Annotated in this window: 26 protein-coding genes and 3 pseudogenes; 20 read left to right on the top strand and 9 right to left on the bottom strand. The window is 47.5% G+C overall.

Annotated features, from left to right (window positions below; translation table 11 throughout):
- Window positions 1–53: 53 nt before the first annotated feature.
- The 5 genes from DXA36_RS17295 to DXA36_RS17270 all read right to left on the bottom strand — a co-directional run bounded on the left by DXA36_RS17295 (window position 54) and on the right by DXA36_RS17270 (window position 4,090).
- Window positions 54–1,631 (bottom strand): recombinase family protein, encoded by a 1,578-nt coding sequence (locus DXA36_RS17295; RefSeq protein WP_074049984.1) that lies wholly within the window; start codon window positions 1,629–1,631, stop codon window positions 54–56.
- A 145-nt stretch (window positions 1,632–1,776) separates the two neighbouring features.
- Entirely contained in the window at window positions 1,777–1,971 is a 195-nt protein-coding gene (locus DXA36_RS17290; protein ID WP_002578728.1) for a hypothetical protein, read from the bottom strand.
- Window positions 1,972–2,043: 72 nt separating this feature from the next.
- Window positions 2,044–2,988, bottom strand: coding sequence for a MobV family relaxase (gene mobV / locus DXA36_RS17285; RefSeq protein WP_118680725.1), 945 nt, complete (start codon window positions 2,986–2,988; stop codon window positions 2,044–2,046).
- Window positions 2,989–3,169: 181 nt separating this feature from the next.
- On the bottom strand, window positions 3,170–3,565 hold the full coding sequence (locus DXA36_RS17275; RefSeq protein WP_054323976.1) for a replication initiator protein A: 396 nt from the start codon (window positions 3,563–3,565) through the stop codon (window positions 3,170–3,172).
- A 111-nt stretch (window positions 3,566–3,676) separates the two neighbouring features.
- The gene (locus DXA36_RS17270; RefSeq protein WP_021423970.1) at window positions 3,677–4,090 is read right to left on the bottom strand and encodes a cysteine-rich VLP domain-containing protein; all 414 of its coding nucleotides are present in this window, start codon (window positions 4,088–4,090) and stop codon (window positions 3,677–3,679) included.
- Window positions 4,091–4,559: 469 nt separating this feature from the next.
- Between DXA36_RS17270 and DXA36_RS17265 the strand changes: the two genes are divergently transcribed.
- The 4 genes from DXA36_RS17265 (at window position 4,560) to ant(6) (ending at window position 7,497) form a co-directional block, all read left to right on the top strand.
- The gene (locus tag DXA36_RS17265; RefSeq protein WP_021422317.1) at window positions 4,560–5,360 is read left to right on the top strand and encodes a helix-turn-helix domain-containing protein; all 801 of its coding nucleotides are present in this window, start codon (window positions 4,560–4,562) and stop codon (window positions 5,358–5,360) included.
- A gap of 30 nt (window positions 5,361–5,390) precedes the next feature.
- The gene (locus DXA36_RS17260) at window positions 5,391–5,774 is read left to right on the top strand and encodes a cytidine deaminase family protein (protein WP_021422332.1); all 384 of its coding nucleotides are present in this window, start codon (window positions 5,391–5,393) and stop codon (window positions 5,772–5,774) included.
- Window positions 5,765–6,454, top strand: a complete 690-nt coding sequence (locus DXA36_RS17255; RefSeq protein ID WP_021422329.1) for an MBL fold metallo-hydrolase — start codon at window positions 5,765–5,767, stop codon at window positions 6,452–6,454. Before DXA36_RS17260 ends, DXA36_RS17255 begins: the two co-directional genes overlap by 10 nt.
- Window positions 6,455–6,630: 176 nt before the next feature.
- Window positions 6,631–7,497: an aminoglycoside 6-adenylyltransferase gene (ant(6), locus tag DXA36_RS17250; protein WP_021422333.1), complete on the top strand. Its 867-nt coding sequence runs from the start codon at window positions 6,631–6,633 to the stop codon at window positions 7,495–7,497.
- Window positions 7,498–8,095: 598 nt separating this feature from the next.
- Here the strand turns inward: ant(6) and DXA36_RS17235 are convergent.
- Both DXA36_RS17235 and DXA36_RS17230 read right to left on the bottom strand, forming a co-directional pair.
- The gene (locus DXA36_RS17235) at window positions 8,096–8,230 is read right to left on the bottom strand and encodes a helix-turn-helix transcriptional regulator (protein ID WP_118680724.1); all 135 of its coding nucleotides are present in this window, start codon (window positions 8,228–8,230) and stop codon (window positions 8,096–8,098) included.
- A 90-nt stretch (window positions 8,231–8,320) separates the two neighbouring features.
- The gene (locus DXA36_RS17230) at window positions 8,321–9,661 is read right to left on the bottom strand and encodes a winged helix-turn-helix domain-containing protein (RefSeq protein ID WP_330425050.1); all 1,341 of its coding nucleotides are present in this window, start codon (window positions 9,659–9,661) and stop codon (window positions 8,321–8,323) included.
- A gap of 377 nt (window positions 9,662–10,038) precedes the next feature.
- Between DXA36_RS17230 and DXA36_RS17225 the strand changes: the two genes are divergently transcribed.
- From DXA36_RS17225 to DXA36_RS17215, 3 genes and pseudogenes are all read left to right on the top strand, one after another.
- Window positions 10,039–10,419 carry an ACT domain-containing protein gene (locus tag DXA36_RS17225; protein WP_118680723.1) on the top strand — a complete coding sequence of 127 codons (381 nt, stop codon included), beginning with the start codon at window positions 10,039–10,041 and terminating at the stop codon, window positions 10,417–10,419.
- Window positions 10,420–10,421: 2 nt separating this feature from the next.
- Window positions 10,422–10,754, top strand: a complete 333-nt coding sequence (locus DXA36_RS17220; RefSeq protein ID WP_118680722.1) for a MazG-like family protein — start codon at window positions 10,422–10,424, stop codon at window positions 10,752–10,754.
- A gap of 12 nt (window positions 10,755–10,766) precedes the next feature.
- Window positions 10,767–11,243: pseudogene (locus DXA36_RS17215) on the top strand (NUDIX hydrolase); the annotation flags it as partial.
- On the opposite strand, the pseudogene DXA36_RS34270 reads toward DXA36_RS17215, so the two are convergent.
- Window positions 11,165–11,434 (bottom strand): annotated as a pseudogene (locus DXA36_RS34270) (DUF6783 domain-containing protein). The pseudogenes DXA36_RS17215 and DXA36_RS34270 overlap by 79 nt on opposite strands.
- Between DXA36_RS34270 and DXA36_RS34265 the strand changes: the two are divergent.
- From DXA36_RS34265 to DXA36_RS17150, 13 genes and pseudogenes are all read left to right on the top strand, one after another.
- Window positions 11,372–11,536: pseudogene (locus DXA36_RS34265) on the top strand (DUF6783 domain-containing protein); the annotation flags it as partial. The pseudogenes DXA36_RS34270 and DXA36_RS34265 overlap by 63 nt on opposite strands.
- Window positions 11,537–11,556: 20 nt before the next feature.
- On the top strand, window positions 11,557–12,069 hold the full coding sequence (locus tag DXA36_RS17205) for a GNAT family N-acetyltransferase (RefSeq protein ID WP_118680720.1): 513 nt from the start codon (window positions 11,557–11,559) through the stop codon (window positions 12,067–12,069).
- A 28-nt stretch (window positions 12,070–12,097) separates the two neighbouring features.
- Window positions 12,098–13,081, top strand: coding sequence for a DUF4003 family protein (locus DXA36_RS17200; RefSeq protein ID WP_118680719.1), 984 nt, complete (start codon window positions 12,098–12,100; stop codon window positions 13,079–13,081).
- Window positions 13,082–13,122: 41 nt separating this feature from the next.
- On the top strand, window positions 13,123–13,902 hold the full coding sequence (locus tag DXA36_RS17195; RefSeq protein ID WP_118680718.1) for a nitroreductase family protein: 780 nt from the start codon (window positions 13,123–13,125) through the stop codon (window positions 13,900–13,902).
- A gap of 45 nt (window positions 13,903–13,947) precedes the next feature.
- Window positions 13,948–14,352 carry a GNAT family N-acetyltransferase gene (locus DXA36_RS17190; protein WP_118680717.1) on the top strand — a complete coding sequence of 135 codons (405 nt, stop codon included), beginning with the start codon at window positions 13,948–13,950 and terminating at the stop codon, window positions 14,350–14,352.
- Between the two features lie 38 nt (window positions 14,353–14,390).
- Window positions 14,391–15,137 (top strand): class I SAM-dependent methyltransferase, encoded by a 747-nt coding sequence (locus DXA36_RS17185; RefSeq protein ID WP_118680716.1) that lies wholly within the window; start codon window positions 14,391–14,393, stop codon window positions 15,135–15,137.
- A gap of 52 nt (window positions 15,138–15,189) precedes the next feature.
- On the top strand, window positions 15,190–15,804 hold the full coding sequence (locus tag DXA36_RS17180; RefSeq protein ID WP_118680715.1) for a hypothetical protein: 615 nt from the start codon (window positions 15,190–15,192) through the stop codon (window positions 15,802–15,804).
- Between the two features lie 82 nt (window positions 15,805–15,886).
- Window positions 15,887–16,618 carry an SIR2 family NAD-dependent protein deacylase gene (locus tag DXA36_RS17175; RefSeq protein ID WP_118680714.1) on the top strand — a complete coding sequence of 244 codons (732 nt, stop codon included), beginning with the start codon at window positions 15,887–15,889 and terminating at the stop codon, window positions 16,616–16,618.
- Between the two features lie 104 nt (window positions 16,619–16,722).
- Entirely contained in the window at window positions 16,723–17,142 is a 420-nt protein-coding gene (locus DXA36_RS17170) for a hypothetical protein (protein ID WP_147366612.1), read from the top strand.
- 34 nt (window positions 17,143–17,176) lie between these two features.
- The gene (locus tag DXA36_RS17165) at window positions 17,177–17,731 is read left to right on the top strand and encodes a Type 1 glutamine amidotransferase-like domain-containing protein (protein WP_118680712.1); all 555 of its coding nucleotides are present in this window, start codon (window positions 17,177–17,179) and stop codon (window positions 17,729–17,731) included.
- A 71-nt stretch (window positions 17,732–17,802) separates the two neighbouring features.
- Window positions 17,803–18,630 (top strand): transglutaminase-like domain-containing protein, encoded by an 828-nt coding sequence (locus tag DXA36_RS17160; RefSeq protein WP_118680711.1) that lies wholly within the window; start codon window positions 17,803–17,805, stop codon window positions 18,628–18,630.
- Between the two features lie 107 nt (window positions 18,631–18,737).
- Entirely contained in the window at window positions 18,738–18,998 is a 261-nt protein-coding gene (locus DXA36_RS17155; RefSeq protein WP_118680710.1) for an AbrB/MazE/SpoVT family DNA-binding domain-containing protein, read from the top strand.
- Complete coding sequence (locus DXA36_RS17150) at window positions 18,998–19,396, top strand: putative toxin-antitoxin system toxin component, PIN family (protein WP_118680709.1); 399 nt, start codon at window positions 18,998–19,000, stop codon at window positions 19,394–19,396. The genes DXA36_RS17155 and DXA36_RS17150 overlap by 1 nt, the downstream gene beginning before the upstream one ends.
- A gap of 293 nt (window positions 19,397–19,689) precedes the next feature.
- Here the strand turns inward: DXA36_RS17150 and DXA36_RS17140 are convergent, their stop codons facing one another.
- A complete protein-coding gene (locus DXA36_RS17140) occupies window positions 19,690–20,109 on the bottom strand; it encodes an amino acid-binding protein (protein ID WP_118680707.1) in 420 nt (139 codons plus the stop codon).
- Window positions 20,110–20,401: the final 292 nt, after the last annotated feature.

Raw genomic sequence — 20,401 nt, 5'->3', positions numbered from 1 at the left:
AAAGATCAGGAGTGGTTGCGCCGGTATCACATAGTTAAAGATATTGGTATCATTCAATCAATTTTGCCGATAAAGCGGTAGAAGATTTCTACCTCCTGTTCCCGGCTTCCGTCCTCACCTTTGACCGCTTCATGGACAACGATTTTTTCAATCAGCGTATTCAAAAGTTCGGCGGTCAGTTCTGTTGGATTGACGCACTCTTTCATCAAGGCAATCCATTTTTCTGCGTCTGCGGCGTTCTGGCTTTCAGTGGCGATAGCGGATTGAAGCTGTTCAATCTTTGTGTCCAGTTCAGCCTGTTCGCTTTGGTACTTCCCGGACAACATAGAGAAGTTGTATTCCGTGATACACCCCGCCGCCCAGTCCTCATACATCCGGGCAAACAGGGTATCGACTTCGGCTTTCCGCTTCTCTGCCTTTTTCAGTTCGGCGGCCTGCTTCTTTCTTGCGGCGGCCTGTCCCTTATCAGTGGCATTTAACAGCCGCTTCAAAAGCCGTTCTTCATCATGCTGTACCAGCCCCGACCAGTATTGCAGACGGGAGAGGACATAGGCGTAAAGCACATCATAGCGGATATAGTGCATGGAGCATTGGCGTGTGCCCTGTCCGTACTTGCTACAATGATAATGGCCGTAAGGCTTGCTGTTCTGCCTGTTCTCCCCATAGGACAGCGACCAGCCGCAATCCGCACATTTTACCAATCCGGAAAAAATCTGTGTTGTACCGTCCTTGCATTTTCTGCGGCGGTTTGCTATCTGCTCCTGTACCTGCCGGAAAACCTGCTCACTGATAATCGGCTCCTGCGTGTTCTCCACCCGCACCCATTCACTTTGGGGCTTGCGTACCCTCCGTTTGTTCTTAAAGGAAATGTTCGTTTCCCGGTAGTGGATGGTATGGCCGATATAGGTTTCATCTTTCATAATGCTCTTGACCTGGGCTATCGTCCATGCGTAGCTTTTTTCCTCCGGCGCACCCGCATAGATGTTTGCAAAAGTCCCGTCACGCTGAAAGTTGATAAATCCCGGCGTAGGAACCTTTTCCTCAATCAGTATTCTTGTGATACTGGCCGCCCCTCTGCCATGAATAGCAAGGTCAAAAATCTTCTCCACTATCCAGCGGGTTTCCTCGTCGATTATCAGCTTGTTTTTGATTTCCGGGTGTTTCCTGTACCCGATAGGAGCATAGGCGCCGATACGCTGTCCTGTGGCAAACTTCGCTTTGAAAGCGGCCTTTACCTTGCGGCTCGTATCTTTCGCAAACCATTCATTGAACAGGTTTTTGAATGGGACAAAATCGGAAAGCCCTTTTTCTGTGTCCTCATTCTCCGCAACGGCGATGTAGCGCACCCGTTTTTCCGGGAACAGAAATTCCAGATAGTAGTCCATCATCACATGTTCCCGCCCGAAACGGGAAAGGTCTTTCGTGACAATGCAGTTTACTTTTCCGGCTTCCACATCGTCCATCATGCGCTGAAAATCCGGGCGTTCAAAGTTCGTCCCCGACCAGCCATCGTCCACATACTCACCGACTACATGAAGCCCCTGTTCCTTTGCGTACTGTTGCAGGATTGTCCGCTGTGTTTCAATGCTTACGCTGTCACCATAGTTTTCATCGTCCCGGCTCAATCTCATATAAAGCGCCGTGTTGTAAATCGTAGTATTGTAAGGTTGTTTCACCGTTAAAAATCCTCCTTCTAAAGAAACAACCCACGCTTACAATACTTTTGCTCTATGGCAATTATATCATAAGCGTGGGCGTGCTATCAATGATGGGCTATCAGGTTGAAGCGGCTTTTTCTGCGGTGTGCCGCACCACATCTACAATCAGATCACCGAGGGGCTTCCCGCCTGCGGCGAAGTGTTCGGAGATTTTTATACGGTTGTTCCCACATACAAAATACTGCGTGCCGTTCTCTGCTTGTATGACCTGCCCTGTCCGGGGTGTAAAAGTATCGCTTTCGCTTTTTGCCATCCAGTGTCCTCCATATTCAGTTTTCAAGGTACAATGCCGCACAAGGGCGGCGAAATTTTCTGCTTATATCTATCACCTTTCCTTTACCGTGTGCCGCTGCTGCCGTTTCAGTTCCGCCAGTATATCCGGCGGGATACGGTTAACCAGCCGCTGTAAATTGTCCAGTTCGCTTTCCAGCTTTGCCCGTTCCATCGTATCTTTCATCTTGCCTTTTTCGCTGGCTTTGGCTCTGGCTTCCAACTGTTCATTTTCTGCCAAAAGGTCGTTTATCGTGACCTTGTATTTTTTGAGCTGCCCAGAGAAGTTCTCCATCTGCGGAAACCACTTTTTCAGCAGGGAGAGGGCTTCCTCTTTTTTCTTTCCGGCGTTCAGCGGGTTAATGCCGTCCAGCGTGGCTTCAATGGCTCTGGCCTGCCGGGAGAGGGAAACTGCCTGTTTGAAAAGCCGGGTGGGGATATGCTTCCGGCCTGTCTTGCTGGCGCTTTCCCCACGCTCCAAGTCGGGATATTTCTCCACCATGTAGGCGTGAAAATCGTCCTGCCACTTCGTCAGGTTTGCCCGGTTGCCGATAATCTCCTTTGCACACAGGCGGTTGTCCTTTGTCAGCGGAACAAAGGTCAAATGCAGGTGGGGCGTTTTCTCGTCCATGTGTACCACCGCCGACACGATATTTTCCCGTCCTACCCGGCCAATGAGGAAGTCCGCCGCCCGCTGGAAAAACGCCTGTATCTCCTTTGGGGATTTCTCCTTAAAAAACTCCGGGCTGGCGGTTATCAGCGTATCGACAAACCGTGTGCTGTCCTTGCGGGTTCGGCACCCGGCCTGCTCAATCCGGCTCTGAATGAAGTGGTAATAGCGTCCCTCCGGCTTGACGATATGGAAGTTGTATTTGCTCCGGCTTGTGTCAATGTCGGGATTGCTGGCATACTGTTCTTTCTGTCTTTCGTGATGGGCTTCCAGCGGCCTTGCCGGGTTGCCCTTGTGCTTCTCAAACCGTAAAATTGCGTGTTGTGCCATTCTGCTCCTTTCCCCATTCCTTTCCTATCCGGGGTTTTCCACAGGGAAATCCCGCAGAAAATAGCTCGGATAGGATTGGAATGGATAGAATATAAATCAATCTTTTTATCTTTGTATTTCTATATACCGTCCGGTTTTCGTACGTCTCAGGAGTGATTTCCGTACTTAATGGGTACGGTTTTCAGTCCTCCGGTGTACCAGAACGGGATTTCTTAAAGTCGGTGTTTGGAACCGCTTCATAGGATTTTGGAAAAATGCGGTTGGGTTTTCCACAGCCCTGCTTCTGGATCTCCACCAGTCCGGCGTATTGCAGTTCCCGCAGGGTATTCACCGCTTTCTGCCGCCCACAATGGAGCAGGTCAACCACCTCGCAGATGGGATAGTACAGATAAATCCGTCCGCAGTCATCCGCCCACCCATTCTTGCGGGATAACTCTGTCCGGCGCAGGATAAAGGCGTACAGAACCTTTGCCTCGTTAGACAGGGCCTTGAATGTGGGGGCTTCAAAGAGAAAATTCGGGAGCCGGGTGAAGCTGAACGCCTTTTCCGGCTGATGAATGTAAATGGTGTTTGTCATATCGTGTTTTGTGGACGGTTAGAAGCCCGTTTTCCGGGGCGGGCGATACTTTATACCACCTGCCCCGGTTTGGGGCTTGCGGAGCCTGATAAATCAAGGCTTTCTTCGCTCCTAACTGTCCACAGCAGACCTCCTTTTCCGTTCACTTTCTGTTTTCTGCCGCCTGTGAACTCTGGCGGCACAGCCGGGGCAGTATTTAGCCCGGTTGGATTTAGGGACGAACACGCTGCCGCAGACCGCACAGCGTTTCAAGTCCTTATCCCGGAAAATCTCCGCTTCCAGCGTCCCGTACAGCGGCAAAACCGCCCATCGGAACCACTTGCAGCAGACCGAGAAAGAAACCGTCTGCGGGCAGGTGCAGGTGTCCCCATCGTCAAGAACAACGCAGTTGCCGTCCTCAAAGCAACAGCACTCCCGGCGTATCAGGCTGGCCGCCTGTTTCCTCTGCGCCGGTGTCATGCGGTAAAGGGAACCGTTCGGCCTGCGTTCCAGTGGCGGCAAGTCTTTATAGGGGTTATCTCTCATGCGTTCCCTCCATTTTGCTTTCCGTTGCCGTTCCTCCGAAAAGGTTTCCTGCCCCATTCCTGCGGCGTGTTCCCAACATGGGGCCCCACAAAGTCGTCAGACTTTGTGGGGAGAGGAGCCGCAGCGGAGCGAGTGAGCTTTCGCCATCTGGCGGAAGCGAATGATACGCAGCTTGCGGCGACGAGGCACGCTCCCCGCAGCTTCGGGACAACTTGTCCCGAAGTGACCTCTGGACAAAGTGTCCAGAAGCTGGCTCCTTGCAGTGCTTCCCCAGCCGGGGTATTCCTTTTCGGACGGTCATTCTGTTTTCAAGGTGCCGTTCATCGATGAACTACCCTAAGTCTACACCTAAATGACCGCCCGTCCCGTATATCCGAAAGGTAGGAAATTGGCCTAAAAAACAGGCTATTTCCACGCTTTCGGAATTGTGGTATAATAAAAATGATATTTGCAGACAAGGGGGGAGCGCATGGAACTATCCATACAAGAACGATTGAAAGACCTGCGTGTGGAACGCGGTCTGACGCTGGAACAGCTTGCGGAGAAAACCCACCTCTCCAAGTCCGCTTTAGGGAGTTATGAGGGGGATAATCTCAAGGACATCAGCCATTACGCCCTTATTGAGTTGGCAAAGTTTTACGAAGTGACTGTTGATTATCTGCTGGGCCGTTCTCAAACAAGAAATCACCCAAACGCCGATCTTGCAGACCTGCATTTGAGTGATGATATGATTGAACTATTGAAAAGCGGGCTGGTGGATAATTCTCTTTTGTGTGAACTGGCGACCCACCCGGATTTTCCCCGGCTCATGGCCGACCTTGAAATCTATGTGAACGGCGTAGCGGGAAAGCAGGTGCAGAGCGCAAACGCCATTGTGGACGCTGTGAGTGCAACGATTATGAAACAGCACAATCCCGGCTTGACTGACCCGCAGTTAAGGCAGCTTATCGCCGCCCATATTGACGACGACAGCTTTTGCCGCTATGTGATACAGCAGGATATAAACAAGATAGCCCTCGACCTGCGGGAAGCCCATAAGGACGATTTTTTCAGTGTCCCGGAGGACAACCCACTGGAAGATTTCTTGCAGACCGCAGAGGAAACCACCAGCCCGGACAGCGACCCGGAGCAGGCGGCGATGGCGTTTATTTGCAAGCGGCTCAAGCTGAACTATGGGAAGCTGTCAGAGGAAGAAAGAAAGTGGCTAAAAAGAATTGCACAGAAGTCGGACCTGCTGAAAAATCCAAAGCCACAACGGGGGCGAAAGTAAGAGAGTTTATTCGAGATTTATGGAGAAATTATGAAAAATTTATATCAAATTGCGTTACAGACTGTATCCCCTATAAAATTAAAGAAAAATGGGGAAGCAGGGCATGTAGGTTGTGCATTGGAAACAGTTGGTGGAGTAGTATTTACAGGCATTTGTATTGATGTGCCTTGTTCTATCGGTATATGTGCGGAACAAGCGGCTATTGCCGAAATGCTTAAAAATAGGGAAACAAAAATTAAGAGGATTGTAGCTGTATACGAAGATGGAAGCATTTTGCCTCCCTGTGGAAGATGCAGAGAATTGATGTCACAATTAGACCTTTATAATGAAAACACAATGGTTGTCGTCGATTTTGAAAAGGAAGTAAGGCTAAAAGAACTATTGCCGGAAAGATGGGACAAAAAATGGGATTGAAAAATCTGACCAAAAATATTTACTTTTTGCCGCATGAGCCTGAAGTTGACAGGCCAATGCTGGCCTATGTAAAAGGGGATAAATTTTCCTTAGCCGTTGACGCAGGATATTCAAAAAAACATGTGCAAGATTTTTATAGAGCATTAAGAAGTTGCGATTTGAAAGAACCCGATTTTACGGTCATTACGCATTGGCATTATGACCATACATTTGGCTTACATGATATAAGTGGAGTTAGCATCGCACACCAGAAAACGAACTTGTTTTTAAGAGAACAGCAGGATCGAGCAAATGATAAAAAATATATTGACATCCTAAAAAAAGATGATACTCATTTTGCTAAAGAATATGCTGGGGAAAATGAATTGAATATCGTAATAGCTGATATTGAATATGTAGAAAAAATGACATTAAACTTAGGGAATATAACCGCTCATATTTTCCATACTGTTTCACCACACTCCGAAGATACAACTTGTATTTATATCCCGGAGGAGAAAGTTTTATTTTTAGGTGACTCTACAAGTGAAGATTTTTTTAATGGCGGCTATATGGACAAGAGAAAATTACAGCATTTGATCGAGAGAATATATTCCATAGATTGCGATTATTGCGTGTTAAGTCATTGTGAGCCATTAAAGAAGAATGAGTTACTTGCATATTTAAACACGTTAAAATAATCAAAATTTCTTATTTATCGAGAATGGCAAAGCCAGCCGAGCCAGTCAACGGTCAAGATGAACGGCGCATAAATGCGCCGCCGCTGACAGCCCCGCCCGTCTTTGCTAAAGGGTAATCAAGGCGGGAAAGCCCTAAAATGGTTTCACACCTATTTCAATAATTGGAGGAGATAAAAATGAGATCAGAAAAGGAAGTTTATGATATTGTTTTGAATTTTGCAAAAACAGACAAACGCATTCGCATGGTTACTTTGGAAGGATCTAGAACAAATACAAATATTCCGCCTGATGATTTTCAGGATTTTGATATTACTTTTTTTGTTACGGATATGGACAGCTTCACAAGTGATGATAAATGGCTAGATATATTTGGTGAAAGGTTGATTCTGCAAAAGCCGGAAGATATGGAATTATTTCCAGCTGTAGAAAAGGGATTTTCATATTTAATGCTGTTTACTGATGATGTTAAGATAGATTTAACTTTGCTGCCGCTGGAACTGATAGACGAGTATTTTACATGGGATAAACTGGTAAAGTTACTGTTGGATAAAGACAACCGTATCGTAAAGCCGCCAATACCAACGGATATAGACTACCACTTGCAGAAGCCTACTCAAAGAATGTTTGACGATTGCTGTAATGAATTTTGGAATACTACAACATATGTAGTAAAGGGCTTATGCCGCAAAGAAATTCTTTTTGCTATTGACCATATGAATGATATAGTACGAAAAGAATTGCTTCGCATGATTTCCTGGCTGATTGGTATCAAACAGGGATTTCATTTCAGTTTGGGAAAAAACTATAAATTTATGAAGCAATATGCCCCAGAGGAATTGTGGGAACGACTTATATCCACTTATAATATGGATTCCTATCCCCATATGTGGGAATCCTTTGAACAATGTATGGCATTGTTCCGGGAGGTTTCGTCAGAAGTGGCATGCCAGTTGGATTACCAGTATCCACTATATGATGAAAAAATCAGTAATTATGTGATTCGGCAAAAGAAAAAATATGGCATTGAAGATGATAACAAATAAAATTTTTTCAATCGAAAAAATTTATTTTGATTATTCAATTTTGAAAAACTGAATACCTCAAAATCAGAAAGAGCGCGGACAAGCACTTTGAGGGATTGACCGCCTTGTCCACCCATTCAGTGGGACGGCGGGCGGCGGTCAAGGCCGGGTGTAAACCCGTTCATTTCAGCCTTGACGGTTACCCGCTGTCCTGTTACTTTTCCGGGAGTGTAGCCACAACTTCGGGACACTTTGTCCACAAGTCGGAGCGTAGAACGCGGGACGGGGGCTTTCATATACGCCCTGTCTGCTGTTGAAACCAGACCTGCGCTTACGGCTCCACGCCACGCAAGCACAGCCCTGTTTTCCTGCCGCTTCAAATGCCCTTGCCCTCCCCGGCGGCAACGGCATTTTCACGGCAACGCCGACAGAGCGTATAACACACTACACTTTGCTTCGCAAAGTCGTGTGCCAAATGGGGGCGTTGCCCCCTTTGGAAACCCCCACAAGGAAAGGCGGTACGCTACCCCTCCACGGGGCGCATACCGCCTTTTCTTGTTATCCAGCCCTCCGGCTGTATCGGTTGAGCAAAAGTCAGCGTGGGAATGGTGTGGTATCTTTATCTAAGTGAAACCCCGCTTTCCCACTTGGAAACGGCACCTACCGTAACCCCCATGGCTTCCGCAAGCTGTTCCTGAGTCAGACCGGCGGCCTTACGGTTGGCCCGTATAGTTTCTGCTATCAGTATTTTCATAGAATACCTCCTTATACGGTTAATCATAGCGGAAACAGCCGGTCTTGAAAAGCTACGGGTAGTAATATTAAGAAATAAAAAAGTTTCCTGTCAGGAAAGTATATGCGGAAGCGTATTCTCATATTGAATGCTGCCACATTGGTTAAAGCGGGCAAAACGTTTCACACTTTTGTCTATTTCGGTTAACAGCTTCTTGGTCTGCCGGCAATCCTCCTCATACCAGATGTTTTTTACAAGCAGGGTTCCGGTTTTTGACTGGGCGATGGCTTCGATACGTCCGGCAAAACGTTCGCCGTAGATAATCGGAAGGACATAAAAGCCATATTTGCGTTTGTCGGCCGGTGTATAGATTTCCCAGGTGTATTCAAAGCCAAATAAAGCCTTTATCAGTTTACGGTCCCACAGGAAACAGTCAAGCGGGGCGATAAATTCACAGCGTGGTTTATAAGTCCTGTTTTCAAGAACCGTTTCCAGAAGGGGACGGTCTTCGGCACGGCAATACAGTTCGGAAGCGATCCCTTCCACCGAAACTGCAAGGATTTTTTCCTCGGAAAGTAAATCTGCAAATATCCGGATACGCTCCGGCGATTTCAATCCCCAGATGTTCAGCCATGCATCGGACGGCCGGTTCCACAGAAGTCCCACGGCCCCTATCCGGCGGAGCACCCTCCACTTTTGGTGTTCGTACTCATCGGGGAGAGGATCCGGAGCGGACAGCAGCCGGGAAGGCAGGTATTTATCAGCCAGATCATAGTATTTCCGGCTTCCTTTTTTGTGGTGGATGATAAGCTCGCCTGTGGAATAAAGCTGCTCCAATACCGCCCTTGCGGCATTGGTATTTCCGTTCCAGCCGCCGCTCCAGTGGATGGAGGAATGCCAGTGGATACTGCCCTGCACGGGTAACTCGTCAGAGCTTACGGCTCCGTTGGCGCGGATATATGCAATTGCCTGTTTTTCCAGATCAGCCAGTTCCGGAAAACGTAAACCCCCGTCCTTTGCCGCGTCCCGGTAACGGCGAAAATAAGGCCAGTCTTCCGTGGGGAAAATAGAAAGATTTTTATCCGGAAAATCAATCAGGCTGCGGTCTGTATAGAGCAGTTCGGACAGGGTTTGTTTGGTGAAATTCCTGACCCGCGACTGCAGGGTAAGCTCTGCATTTTTCCCGCAGGAATCCACCGGATCGAACTGGATGCAGCCGGCCTGACTCACGAAGGCAAGGGCACCCTGCTTTCCGGTAAATTTATGTGCGCCGAGCAGTCCGTGTTTTAGCAGTAGGAATTGGCGGGCCTGTCTGTTTGTGAGATGAATCATAGGGGTTACCAGGATCCTTTCTTGGGTGGAATTGCTGTAACGGTTCCGTGCCTTCACACTTACATGTAAAATCCAAGTAAAACCGCCTGCGGCGATGGGATTTTTATACTCTTGAATCATTTTCTTACCGTCTGGGCGGTAAAGGTACAGAACTGCTGAATAGTTACAAATTCCTTTTGTGTAGTTGATATGTTTATTATACCGGATTAACTGCGACAACAGTATGTCATAAAAGGAAAAAAGACAGTATTTTAAAAAATTTTTTATTGTTCACGCCCCCTGTGCCGCGTTGGAGGAAACCATCGGTTCGTTTATGACAACTTTTGGAATGTATAGACGGGTCTGCGTATTCACTGCGTAACAGGTCAGACGGCCCCTTGTGCCCTGCGGCATCCCCGGCGCTTGGGAAAGGAACGGATCCGGGGAATGAATTTCCTTTCTGGATGAAAATAGTGTATAATAGGTCTAAATAGGAAGTCGGCCGTGGGGGACATAAAATGGAAATCAAAGTAATAAATCAGGACTTTTCCATATGTAAACTGGAAAATATGTCCGGTATAAATTATGAGGATGAATTCTTTTTTCTGGGGAAAACAGAGGAAGAACTGTCTCTGGTATGCAGTACCGGATCCGTACCTGATAATGTGCGCAGCCGTGATGACGGATGGCGGGCATTCCGGATACAGGGGGTTCTGGATTTTTCCCTGATAGGAATCCTGTCACGCATCACCACTTTGCTTGCGGATAACAAAATAGGGGTATTTGCAGTTTCTACTTACAATACCGATTATATACTGACTAAAAAAGAATGTTTTGAGAAGGCTCTAAAAATCCTTGCGGGCAATGGATATGTGATTATAAAAACAGGAGGACAATGATTATGGGAATGTCATTTCAGGAGGCAATTGAGCTGTACAGAGAGGTTTATCACAGGTTTGAAAAGGTGGAAGGGAAGCCATGGGGCGTAAACGGGGCAATGATTGAGTTGAGTAAACAGGTGGGTGATTTATCCCGATGTATCATGCTGAAAGAGGAATATTATGCATACAAGGGAGAACGGCCCGTGGGTCTGGAAAAAAACATCGGAAACGAGCTGGCCGATATCTTCGGACAGCTCATCCGTATTGCGGATTGTTATGGCATTGATCTGGAAGAGGCCCATGTGCAGGCTAGAGCGGAGGAAGACCGTGATTTGGAGTCGCGCGGGGTATAAAAAGGACTACGTATGATTGCGAGTGGCCGAAAGAAAAGGAGTAACACCATTATGATGCCGGAGAGACTTTCCACCCAGACAATCTATGAAAGTGATTGGATATCCTTATATGCGGATAAAGTAAAAATGCCGGAAGGATATATAATAGACACCTATCACAGACTTCACTATCCTCATGAATCGGTTTGTGTGGTAATTTATAATGACCAGGATGAAATTCTTATGATACAGTCCAAGAGATACATTACGGGCCGGCTGGAATGGGAAATTCCTGCCGGGCGGGTGGAAGATGGGGAAAGTCCGGTGGATGCGGCCAAGAGGGAATGCCTGGAAGAAACCGGATGTATCCTGGAAAATCCGGTTTATTTATGCAGTCAGTATCCGAATAACGGAATGTCGGATCTTCGGATTCACATTTTTGCAGCCAGGGTACAGGCGGAAGAGAGTGCGTGGGATGAAAATGAAGTAAATTGTAAGAAATGGGTGAAAAGGCACGATATGATGGACATGATGAAAAATGGGGAGATAACCTGCGGAGTGTCCATGCAAGAGCGTGTCTGAAAATTCATTCCCGCCATCTGCACGTCCCACTTTGCGGTATATTTGCCCCAAATTCAGTCAACGTAGCCCACTACGATTCCCTCATTTGGGACAAATCTCCCACAAAGTGGGACGCACAGCTGTCGGAAAACAATTTTCAGACACGCTCTTTCTCTGCTGTATGCGGAATTTTTTTACAGGCAGGATCAATAATATCCCCTTCCTCCCTTTGTGAGCTGTGATATGAAAGGAGTCCAGTTTTATGGATTTGGAAACAAAACGTCTTGTCATCCGCTGTTTTTCGGGGAATGACACAGAGGATTTATACGAGTACCTTTCCAAAGAAGATGTGGTAAAATATGAGCCTTATGCCCCTTATTCCAGGCAGGAGGCAGCGGCAGAAGCGGCCCGGAGGGCTGAAGATCCCCGTTTCTATGCAGTTGCTTTAAAGGCAGGAAAGGTGATCGGGAATCTGTATCTGGAAAAGGGGGATTATGATACCTGGGAGCTGGGATATGTTTTTAACAGCGATTACTGGGGAAGGGGATATGCTTTTGAAAGCGTGTCGGCATTGCTTACCAGAGCCACAGAGGAATGGGGGGCGAGGAGAATCGTTGCCATGTGCAATCCCCGGAATGAGGCTTCCTGGAAACTATTGGAGAGGCTGGGGTTTCGGAGGGAAGGGACGCTTATCCGGAATATCTGGTTTTTTCAGGATGAAGAGGGAAAGCCTTTGTGGCAGGATACCTATGAATATGGGATGTTAAAAGAATAATGGCGCCGGAGTGCGGGACGGAGAGAATATGAAAGATAGTATGCAGGCAAGATGCGAGCAGTTTATCCGCAGCAGGGATCGGATTAAAGAAACGTTTGGATGGGAAAATTCCTATCTTTACCCGCTGTGTGCTGCTGTTTTTACCTTACATGACAAAGAGGCGGATGGAGTTGTCCTGAAGTCTTGTGTGGAAGCCCTGAAACGTCAGACCGGTGTGTTTTCCAATTTCCGCAGTATGGTAAAGCTTCCGGTAGCCTCCATTATGGCGGTCAGCAAAGAACCGGAGGGCGTGCTGGCCAGGACCCTGCAGGTATACGGTCTTTTGAAGGAGACCTTCCTGTCCTCCTGCTATCTGCCGGTAGCCGCTGTGGCGATTGCACAGCTTGCGCAAGAAAGGGAATTCGAATCGATTGCCGGACGGACGAGGGCGCTTTATAAACAAATGAAGGCGGAACATCCTATGCTCACTTCCGGTGAGGACAGCGCATTTGCCGCACTTCTTTCTCTGTCCCGGAAAACGGATGAACAGCTGATTTCCGCCATGGAAAAGTGCTATGAAATATTGAAGCCCGGCTTTTTTTCAGGAAATGCGGTCCAGTCCCTGAGCCATGTACTTGCGTTGGGAGAGGGGCGGGAAGAAGAAAAATGCAGCAAAACCCTGGCGTTATATGACCGTCTGAAGGAACGGGGCTGTAAATACGGCACCAGCTATGAACTGCCCACATTAGGTGTTCTCGCCTTATCGGACGGAGAAGTAAGCGAGATTGTAAGGGATATGGCGGAGGTGGACGGGTATCTGGCGGGACAGAAGGGCTTCGGCGCTTTCGGCATCGGAAAACGTCAGCGTCTGATGTATGCAGGTATGCTGGTACAGGGGGAATATCTGGAGAAAAATACGCTGCAGACTGCGGCAATCAATGGAACCCTGTCCCTGATCATAGCCCAGCAGGTGTCGATGTGCGCGGCTGTCGCAGCAACGGCAGCGGCTTCCAGTTCTTCGTCTTCCTCGTAACGAGCGGGAAGAAAACGCAAATTGTCAGGAGGGGAAGCAAAATGATTTTGATTGATCAGGATAAATGTATCGGCTGCGGCCGTTGTATTACGGTTTGTCCTTTTACCGTATTGCAGTTAAACGATAATGGAAAAGCGGAAAACGGGGGAAAACGCTGTATCGCATGTATGCATTGTGCGGCCGTTTGTCCGTGCGATGCGGTTTCCCGTGATTTTGGCCCGACAGTTGCCGGTCCGGTTAAACCGCTGCCGGAGGGCTGTGCCGCTGCGGTGAAGCAGCTCATATACCAGCGGCGCTCCTACCGCAGATTTGAGAAACGCAAGATTCCGGAAGAATTGGTGCGTGAGGCCCTGGAGGCCGGGACTATGGCTCCCAGCGCAAAAAACGAGCATCCGGTCAGCTGGCGGATTCTGGCGGATGAAAAAAAGAAACAGGATATTATGGAAGATATACTGCGCTGCTGCAAAGAAAAGCAGATGGCAGCTGAACTCATCGGGGAATATGAGAACGGGAACAATCCGGTGATGGGAGAGAATGCGGTCCTGCTTATCGCCCTGTGCCGGGAGGATGCTATAAATCCCCAACAGGATACGGCAATTGCCATGACTACGGCCGAGTTGCTTCTGCAGGCGCAGGGAATCGGCACATGCTGGGGAGGTTATCTCACCCGTTTCCTGAATCTTCTGCCGGAATGCCGCCGGCTGTTGGAAATACCAGAGGGATGTCTGGTATATGGAACCCTGATGGCAGGCTATCCCGATAACCAGTGCTACCGTCATATTCCTTTCCGGGAACAAGCGGACATAAGATTTATAGAATGATTTCTGCAAAAGCAGCTTATGCTTTTGCAGGAGACAGGAGTATACATGGAGATTCAATACAAAGAAGAAAAAGAATTCACCCCCGGAGCGCTTGAGGAACTTTTTCTGTCCGTCGGCTGGGAATCCGGGAACTATCCGGAGCGGCTGGCCAGGGCTATGAAACAATCCTCCCTTGTGATCTCCGCCTGGGATCATGACAGGCTGGTGGGGCTGGTAAGGAGCCTGGACGATGGGGAAACCGTGGCGTTTATCCATTATCTGCTTGTGAATCCGGCATACCAGAAGCAGCATATCGGCGCGGAGCTGATGAAGCGCCTGCTCTGCCATTATGAGGATCTGTTGTATGTGAAGGTGATGCCTTCGGATCCTGCCACCATCCCCTTTTATGAGAAATTCGGATTTGTACGGTATGACAATTACCGTGCGCTGGAAATAAAACGTCTGGGATAATCGCAGCCAGTCAGGAAAAAATGGGAAAGGAGATATCTATGAAACAGGACAGTTCAACAATCAGCTGGAATCAGGCCGGGGAAGACTGGATCACCCTTGCCCGATCCAATGATTTCAGGTTATTTTATATTATGCCCTATACACTGGAATATCTGGGAGATGTGAGAGGCATGGATATACTGGATTTAGGCTGCGGGGAAGGCGGCTATTCCCGGGCGCTTGCGGGCGGCGGGGCCAGGGTATACTCGGTGGACTGTTCTTCCTTTTTCATCGGTTATGCAGAGGATAAGGCGGCGGAAGAGGGGCTGGATATCCGGCATTTTGTGCGTAACAGCAATGACCTGTACGGAATTCCTGACGAAAGTTTTGACAGGGTGATCTGTTCCATGATGCTTATGGACTGTGAGGATCTGTATGGGACGCTCCGGGAGGCCAAAAGGGTATTAAAACCCGGGGGCAGGCTGTTTGCCAGTGTTCTGCATCCCTGTTTTAACGGAAAAGAAATGAGCTGGGTCGGAGAGGACACGGAGAAAAAAGTGGTCGTAGGAGATTATTTCCAGCCTGAAATATGGGAAAAGCCCTTGGCAAAAGGAATGGAAACACAGGTGATATGGAGACACCGGACGCTGCAGGATTATGTAAAAGCCTTTGTTGCATGCGGTTTTACTATCCTTGATTTAAACGAACCGCTGCCCGAAGCAAGCCTTCTGGAAAAATCGCCCAGGCTTTGCTGGCTGCAGAAAATCCCTATGTTCCTGTTCTGGGAGCTGGAAAAAAAAGAGTAAAAAGCGGAAACTGCCGACGCGGGGCAGGCAGGATACGCAGGCAGGAGAAAATATGGAAAAGCTGTATATATTAGGAGGTTCCCCATGCAGCGGTAAAAGCAGCATTGCGGAAAAGCTGGCGGAAAAGCTGGGATTTGCATATTTCAAGGTGGATGATTATCTGGAACAATATATGAAGCGGGCAGGGACGGAACACAAGCCTTATTCCGAAAAAGCCCTCGCCTTATCGCCGGAGGAAACCTGGATGCGGGATGCCGGGGTACAGGCGCAGGAAGAGCTGGAAATATACCGGGAGATGTTTTCCTATGTCTGGGAGGATTTACATGCACTGCCGGAAAAGAACGGTATAATAGCGGAGGGAGCGGCTTTTCTTCCGGAGCTGGTATACGAAAAGGGAGTGGATAAGGAACATTATATTACCATTACGCCAACCAGGGAATTCCAAATCCATCACTACAGCCAGAGACCGTGGATCCCCTTAGTGCTGGAAGGCTGCAGTGATAAGGATACCGCATTTTCCCGCTGGATGGAAAGGGACGCCCTGTTCGGCGAATGGGTCCGGGAAGATGCCGGGAGAAAAGGTTATTCCTGTATGGTTACGGACGGAAGTGTGGATCTTGAAAAAATGACGCAGGAGGTCTGCCGCCTGTTCGGCCTGACCTGGTGAATCGTATTTTTTCCATCGCCAGGTAATAAATAGTCAAAATCGGGAAATGATTGTATAATGGAAGTGGATTAGGAGGCGGCAGATGGATGACAGAATAGCACTTTTACGAAAAATTCTGGATGAAAGCAGCTATACGGTTGCATTGTGCGGATCAGGGATGATGGAGGAAGGCGGTTTCATCGGTGTGAAAAACCCGGATAAAGCCTATGATATAGAGAAAAAATACGGCTATTCACCGGAGGAGATTTTTACCGGCTCTTTTTACCATACCCGTCCGAAACAGTTTTTTGAATTTTATAAAAAGGAAATGCTGGAGGATGCCCCGGAGCCTACGGAATCCGGCAAAGCGCTGGCCGCTATGGAGCGTGCCGGTAAGCTGCAGTGTGTAATCACCAGCAATATTTACGAACTGAGCCAGCGTGCAGGCTGCCGGAATGTGATTGATCTGCACGGCAGCATCTATCATAACAGATGCAACCGCTGCGGAAGGGAATATCCGGTGAATTATATCCGACAGGCAAAAGGGATTCCCGCATGTGAAGACTGCGGTATTCCGATCCGGCCGGGGCTGTATTTTTTCGGGGAAATGACCGACAGCCAGCTGATTACGAGGGCCACGGAGGAGGTTCATGACGCGCAGGTGCTGCTTCTTCTTGGGACAACACTGAATTCGGAGGTATTTGCCCATTATATTAAATACTTTGAGGGCCAATGGCTCGTGGTAATCCATAAGGAAAGGCATTTCCTGGATGATAATGCGGATATGGTTTTTATAGACCGGCCTAAGAATATTCTTTCCAGGCTGGGGTATTAACAACGGATGCCACGCTCCGCAGCCCATCCTTATGTGCAACAAAAGCGGCGCTGCGCCAGATTAGGCAGCGCCGTTTTTACATGAAAGGAAAGTAATACGAGCTCGTGGTTAACAGCGTGAAAATGAGCCATTCCTGTGGATTACATGCGGTAAAGAAACCCGGGGACGGGATGTACGAAGGCATTCTGATAAAGGAGAGCCTTTCCAGTGACGTAATTTTGGATGAAGTATCTGTTAACAAGGTCGAACTCTGGAATGCGGGAGGGGTGCCCAAATATTGGACCGCCATTTTTTTTACCGCCTCCCGGCTCGATTTCCCGGTACATATTTCCCGGATGATTAAGGGGGGAAAGGAGGAAGGAGAGGTATGGTTTGTGGATTTTAAAGCCGGAAACCGGAAATATGTTGTATTAAAAGATCAGGTGTTTCATTACGAAATCGGTAATTCCATAGATAAGGAACAGGTGCGTGCGGAATGCAAAAAGCTGGGAATTGCAGAAGAGCAGATGAACTGGCCGGAATAAAAACGGCAGCAGGGGAAAGGAGAAGGAAAGGAAGATGAAGCTGTTACTGACTTCAGCAGGTTTTGAAAATAAAAGAATAGCGGAAATTTTTCTGGCATTAGCAGGAAAAAGGCCGGAAAACATAAAGGCGGTTTTTATCCCTACAGCGGCGGTTAATGCGGATGCCATAGAGGTGCTTCCGAAATGTCTGCATGATTTACTGGATTGCGGGATACCGAAAGAAAATATCCGGGTATATGATTTGCATAAAAAGATGACGCTGGAAGAACTGAAAGGGTATGATGCGGTATATGTCTGCGGAGGGGATACCGGATATCTTCTGGATCGGATTGACGAGCAGGATTTCCGCAGTGTTCTGCTTGCTTTTATAGAGCAGGGCGGTGTGTATGTGGGGGTGAGCGCAGGAAGCCAGGCTGCGGCGGGCAATCTGAAAAACAGCTTCGGTTATCCGGCCTGCCCGATCCATGTGCATTGCAGCGAAGGGATGTCACCCGGCCCTGTGGACAGGAATGGGTGCAGACAGCTGCGTATTACGAATAACCAGGCGGTCCTGGTTACGGACGGGATGGACATCAGGATTGTTGAGTGATGTTTCAGCCAAAAACAATGGTCGGATACAGGTGCATGTCCTGAAGAGGACGGCCTTGGAGGGGGAAATCTATGAGTACAGATTATGATGCACTTTTAACAGCGAACAAAAACTTTCGGGCAGACAAAAAAGCAGAAATCAGTTATATCTTTTCCGGTGAAGAATACCAGGAGCTGGAAAGGGAATATGGTATCCGTCATACAGCAGGGAAGGGCGGTACGTTTTTGCAGGCATTGCATTTGTTGGAATGGGTTCATCAAAATATAAGGCATAAAGGAAATTATGATAATTCCGATCCACAGGATGCCTTACATTTGCTTTCCTTAGCTTATAAAAAAGAAGGCTTTGGAGTCAACTGTCTGGCCATGTCTATTGTCCTGGCGGAATGTCTTCTTGCAGCAGGCATGTATGCACGGGTGGTTTATATGATGCCCGCGGCTGCCGCGGATGGAGATAACCATGTGGTGGCCGAGGTTTTTATCACGGAATGGAATAAGTGGATTTTGCTGGATCCTACCTATGGGAGTTATTGTGCGGACACTTCCGGTGCGGTGCTGAATTTGTACGATATCAGGAATTTGGTTATCAGCGGCGGCGGGTATTCGTTTTCCGATAATCTGGATTATAACGGGGAGAGGGTGTCTGATTTGGAGGATATAAAAGAATATTACGCTAAAAATTTGTTTTTTCTCAGAAGCAAGTCTGTGCAAGGGTATGGAGTGCATCGGGAATTTGGGAATATGCTGGAATTAGCGCCTGCCGGATTTGATGTCCACGAGAGGATGGTTGCAAACTTGCAGTATCGGATTAAGGAATACGGGGCCTGTAAGCTTTTTTCCGATTGGCTTGCCTATGAAAGAGAATTATGCAACAGATATATTGATATCAATAGATTTTAGCAGCCGCCTCACAAAAAAGGCGGAAAAAGTTGATATATCTTGTTATTTTGTATATAATAAGGTAAGGAAAGTAAGGAATTCATTGAATATAGAAAGGAGTTATATTTATGGAACTAGCAAAAATTACTTCTAAAGGCCAGATTACTATTCCTGCTTCTATCCGCAAACTGCTTGGTGTGAAGGATGGTGATAAGGTATTATTTGTGCAGGAGGGTAACAAAGTAGTTATGATGAATGCTTCTGTCAATGCACTGCTGGAGGCCCAACGGGAATTTCAGGGTATGGCAGAGGCGCTAGGTTTGAAGGGTGAACAGGACGTAGTGGATATGGTCAAAGAAATCCGTGCTGAAAGGAGTGATGGCCGATAATGCGAATTATGCTTGACACTAATGTCCTGATTTCTATGATTATCTTTCCGGGAAAACGTTTTATGCAGATGCTGGAGTGCATTACCCAAAAACATACCCTGGTTTTGTCTTCCTTTGTAGTGGAAGAACTGATAGCGGTTGCCGATAAGAAATTCCCGGCTAAGAAGGGTGTGATAGACCTTTTTCTTTCAAAATTGGGGTATGAACTGGTATACACGCCGTACAATATACCGGCAGGCCTTTTCCAAATTCGTGACAGCAATGATTATCCGGTACTGTATACAGCCATCGTGGAAAATGTGGATATTTTTATCACCGGGGATAAGGATTTTGCGGAAATGGAAATTGAGAAGCCTGAAATCCTTACACCTAAAGAATTCCTCGATAAGTACGTTTGACCATAGAGATATATTGGAAAGCGTTAATGGGTAAAATATGTGACATCGGAAATATGAGGCCTGTAAGCTGTTTATCGGTTGGCTTACCTATGAAAGCGAATTAAGCAACAGGTATTTCGATTTCAATACGTTTTACCAGCCGCCTTTCAAAAAAGGCGGGAAGAGATAAGGCAGCGGAAAATGCAGGGGAAGAATAAAGACTGTTACACAAAGAAAACCGGACGCTTAATCGGGAAATATCCTCCTGGAAAGGGGGATACACCACAAGCGGTCCGGCAGTTTTGTGAATACCATTAAAATCGGTCACCTTGTACAACGGTAAATCCCTTTGTCGTCAGGCACCCTTCCACCTCCGTAATATCATCGGTATGGAAGATCAGAATGGGCATCCCTGTGTTCCTGTTAAAGGAGAGGTAAACATAATCCACGTTGATATTACTTTCGGAAAGCGCCTGCAGAAGATGGTGCAGATTCCCGATTTCATCGGCCACTTCCACGCCGGTTACTTCGGTGAGTTTACATAGATAGCCTTCCTTTTCCAGAGCCTTTGCTGCTTTAACCGGATCAGACACTACCATGCGGACAATACCGTATTCCGCGCTGTCATTGGTGACAGAACCGAGAATATTAATCTGCTCTGCTTCCAGGATACCGGTAATATTTTTTAATGTGGCTTTCCTGTTTTCGGCATAGATTGATAATTGTTTCAGCATATGATTCCTCCTGATAATTGGCATCGTGATGAGAATCTGTATGGGACAAAAAGATTCGTACCAATGTTTATTATACACTATTGTATATAGATGAGGAAACCATTTTTAAAAATACTTTTATTCATATACCGTAACCGTGTTACTGTTCACTCCGTGACCAGTAACAAGCATAAATCCATAAAAATCACCTGCGGTGATGGGATTTATGCACTCTTGAATCACTTTCTCACGTACCGTGCAGTAAATGCACAGTACTGAGTGAACAGTAACGTAACCGTTACCACAGGCAGTT

The organism is Eisenbergiella sp. OF01-20 (assembly GCF_003478085.1).
Taxonomy (GTDB): domain Bacteria; phylum Bacillota; class Clostridia; order Lachnospirales; family Lachnospiraceae; genus Eisenbergiella.
Note: the sequence above shows the minus strand (reverse complement) of the source record. Positions and strands in the feature narration are given on the sequence as shown.

What these genes read in the sequence shown, in the direction of transcription:
- DXA36_RS17295 (WP_074049984.1), bottom strand. Translation starts at nt 1,631, where the DNA reads ATGAGATTGAGCCGGGACGATGAAAACTATGGTGACAGCGTAAGCATT.
- DXA36_RS17290 (WP_002578728.1), bottom strand. Translation starts at nt 1,971, where the DNA reads ATGGCAAAAAGCGAAAGCGATACTTTTACACCCCGGACAGGGCAGGTC.
- mobV (WP_118680725.1), bottom strand. Translation starts at nt 2,988, where the DNA reads ATGGCACAACACGCAATTTTACGGTTTGAGAAGCACAAGGGCAACCCG.
- DXA36_RS17275 (WP_054323976.1), bottom strand. Translation starts at nt 3,565, where the DNA reads ATGACAAACACCATTTACATTCATCAGCCGGAAAAGGCGTTCAGCTTC.
- DXA36_RS17270 (WP_021423970.1), bottom strand. Translation starts at nt 4,090, where the DNA reads ATGAGAGATAACCCCTATAAAGACTTGCCGCCACTGGAACGCAGGCCG.
- DXA36_RS17265 (WP_021422317.1), top strand. Translation starts at nt 4,560, where the DNA reads ATGGAACTATCCATACAAGAACGATTGAAAGACCTGCGTGTGGAACGC.
- DXA36_RS17260 (WP_021422332.1), top strand. Translation starts at nt 5,391, where the DNA reads ATGAAAAATTTATATCAAATTGCGTTACAGACTGTATCCCCTATAAAA.
- DXA36_RS17255 (WP_021422329.1), top strand. Translation starts at nt 5,765, where the DNA reads ATGGGATTGAAAAATCTGACCAAAAATATTTACTTTTTGCCGCATGAG.
- DXA36_RS17235 (WP_118680724.1), bottom strand. Translation starts at nt 8,230, where the DNA reads ATGAAAATACTGATAGCAGAAACTATACGGGCCAACCGTAAGGCCGCC.
- DXA36_RS17230 (WP_330425050.1), bottom strand. Translation starts at nt 9,661, where the DNA reads ATGATTCAAGAGTATAAAAATCCCATCGCCGCAGGCGGTTTTACTTGG.
- DXA36_RS17225 (WP_118680723.1), top strand. Translation starts at nt 10,039, where the DNA reads ATGGAAATCAAAGTAATAAATCAGGACTTTTCCATATGTAAACTGGAA.
- DXA36_RS17220 (WP_118680722.1), top strand. Translation starts at nt 10,422, where the DNA reads ATGGGAATGTCATTTCAGGAGGCAATTGAGCTGTACAGAGAGGTTTAT.
- DXA36_RS17205 (WP_118680720.1), top strand. Translation starts at nt 11,557, where the DNA reads ATGGATTTGGAAACAAAACGTCTTGTCATCCGCTGTTTTTCGGGGAAT.
- DXA36_RS17200 (WP_118680719.1), top strand. Translation starts at nt 12,098, where the DNA reads ATGAAAGATAGTATGCAGGCAAGATGCGAGCAGTTTATCCGCAGCAGG.
- DXA36_RS17195 (WP_118680718.1), top strand. Translation starts at nt 13,123, where the DNA reads ATGATTTTGATTGATCAGGATAAATGTATCGGCTGCGGCCGTTGTATT.
- DXA36_RS17190 (WP_118680717.1), top strand. Translation starts at nt 13,948, where the DNA reads ATGGAGATTCAATACAAAGAAGAAAAAGAATTCACCCCCGGAGCGCTT.
- DXA36_RS17185 (WP_118680716.1), top strand. Translation starts at nt 14,391, where the DNA reads ATGAAACAGGACAGTTCAACAATCAGCTGGAATCAGGCCGGGGAAGAC.
- DXA36_RS17180 (WP_118680715.1), top strand. Translation starts at nt 15,190, where the DNA reads ATGGAAAAGCTGTATATATTAGGAGGTTCCCCATGCAGCGGTAAAAGC.
- DXA36_RS17175 (WP_118680714.1), top strand. Translation starts at nt 15,887, where the DNA reads ATGGATGACAGAATAGCACTTTTACGAAAAATTCTGGATGAAAGCAGC.
- DXA36_RS17165 (WP_118680712.1), top strand. Translation starts at nt 17,177, where the DNA reads ATGAAGCTGTTACTGACTTCAGCAGGTTTTGAAAATAAAAGAATAGCG.
- DXA36_RS17160 (WP_118680711.1), top strand. Translation starts at nt 17,803, where the DNA reads ATGAGTACAGATTATGATGCACTTTTAACAGCGAACAAAAACTTTCGG.
- DXA36_RS17155 (WP_118680710.1), top strand. Translation starts at nt 18,738, where the DNA reads ATGGAACTAGCAAAAATTACTTCTAAAGGCCAGATTACTATTCCTGCT.
- DXA36_RS17150 (WP_118680709.1), top strand. Translation starts at nt 18,998, where the DNA reads ATGCGAATTATGCTTGACACTAATGTCCTGATTTCTATGATTATCTTT.
- DXA36_RS17140 (WP_118680707.1), bottom strand. Translation starts at nt 20,109, where the DNA reads ATGCTGAAACAATTATCAATCTATGCCGAAAACAGGAAAGCCACATTA.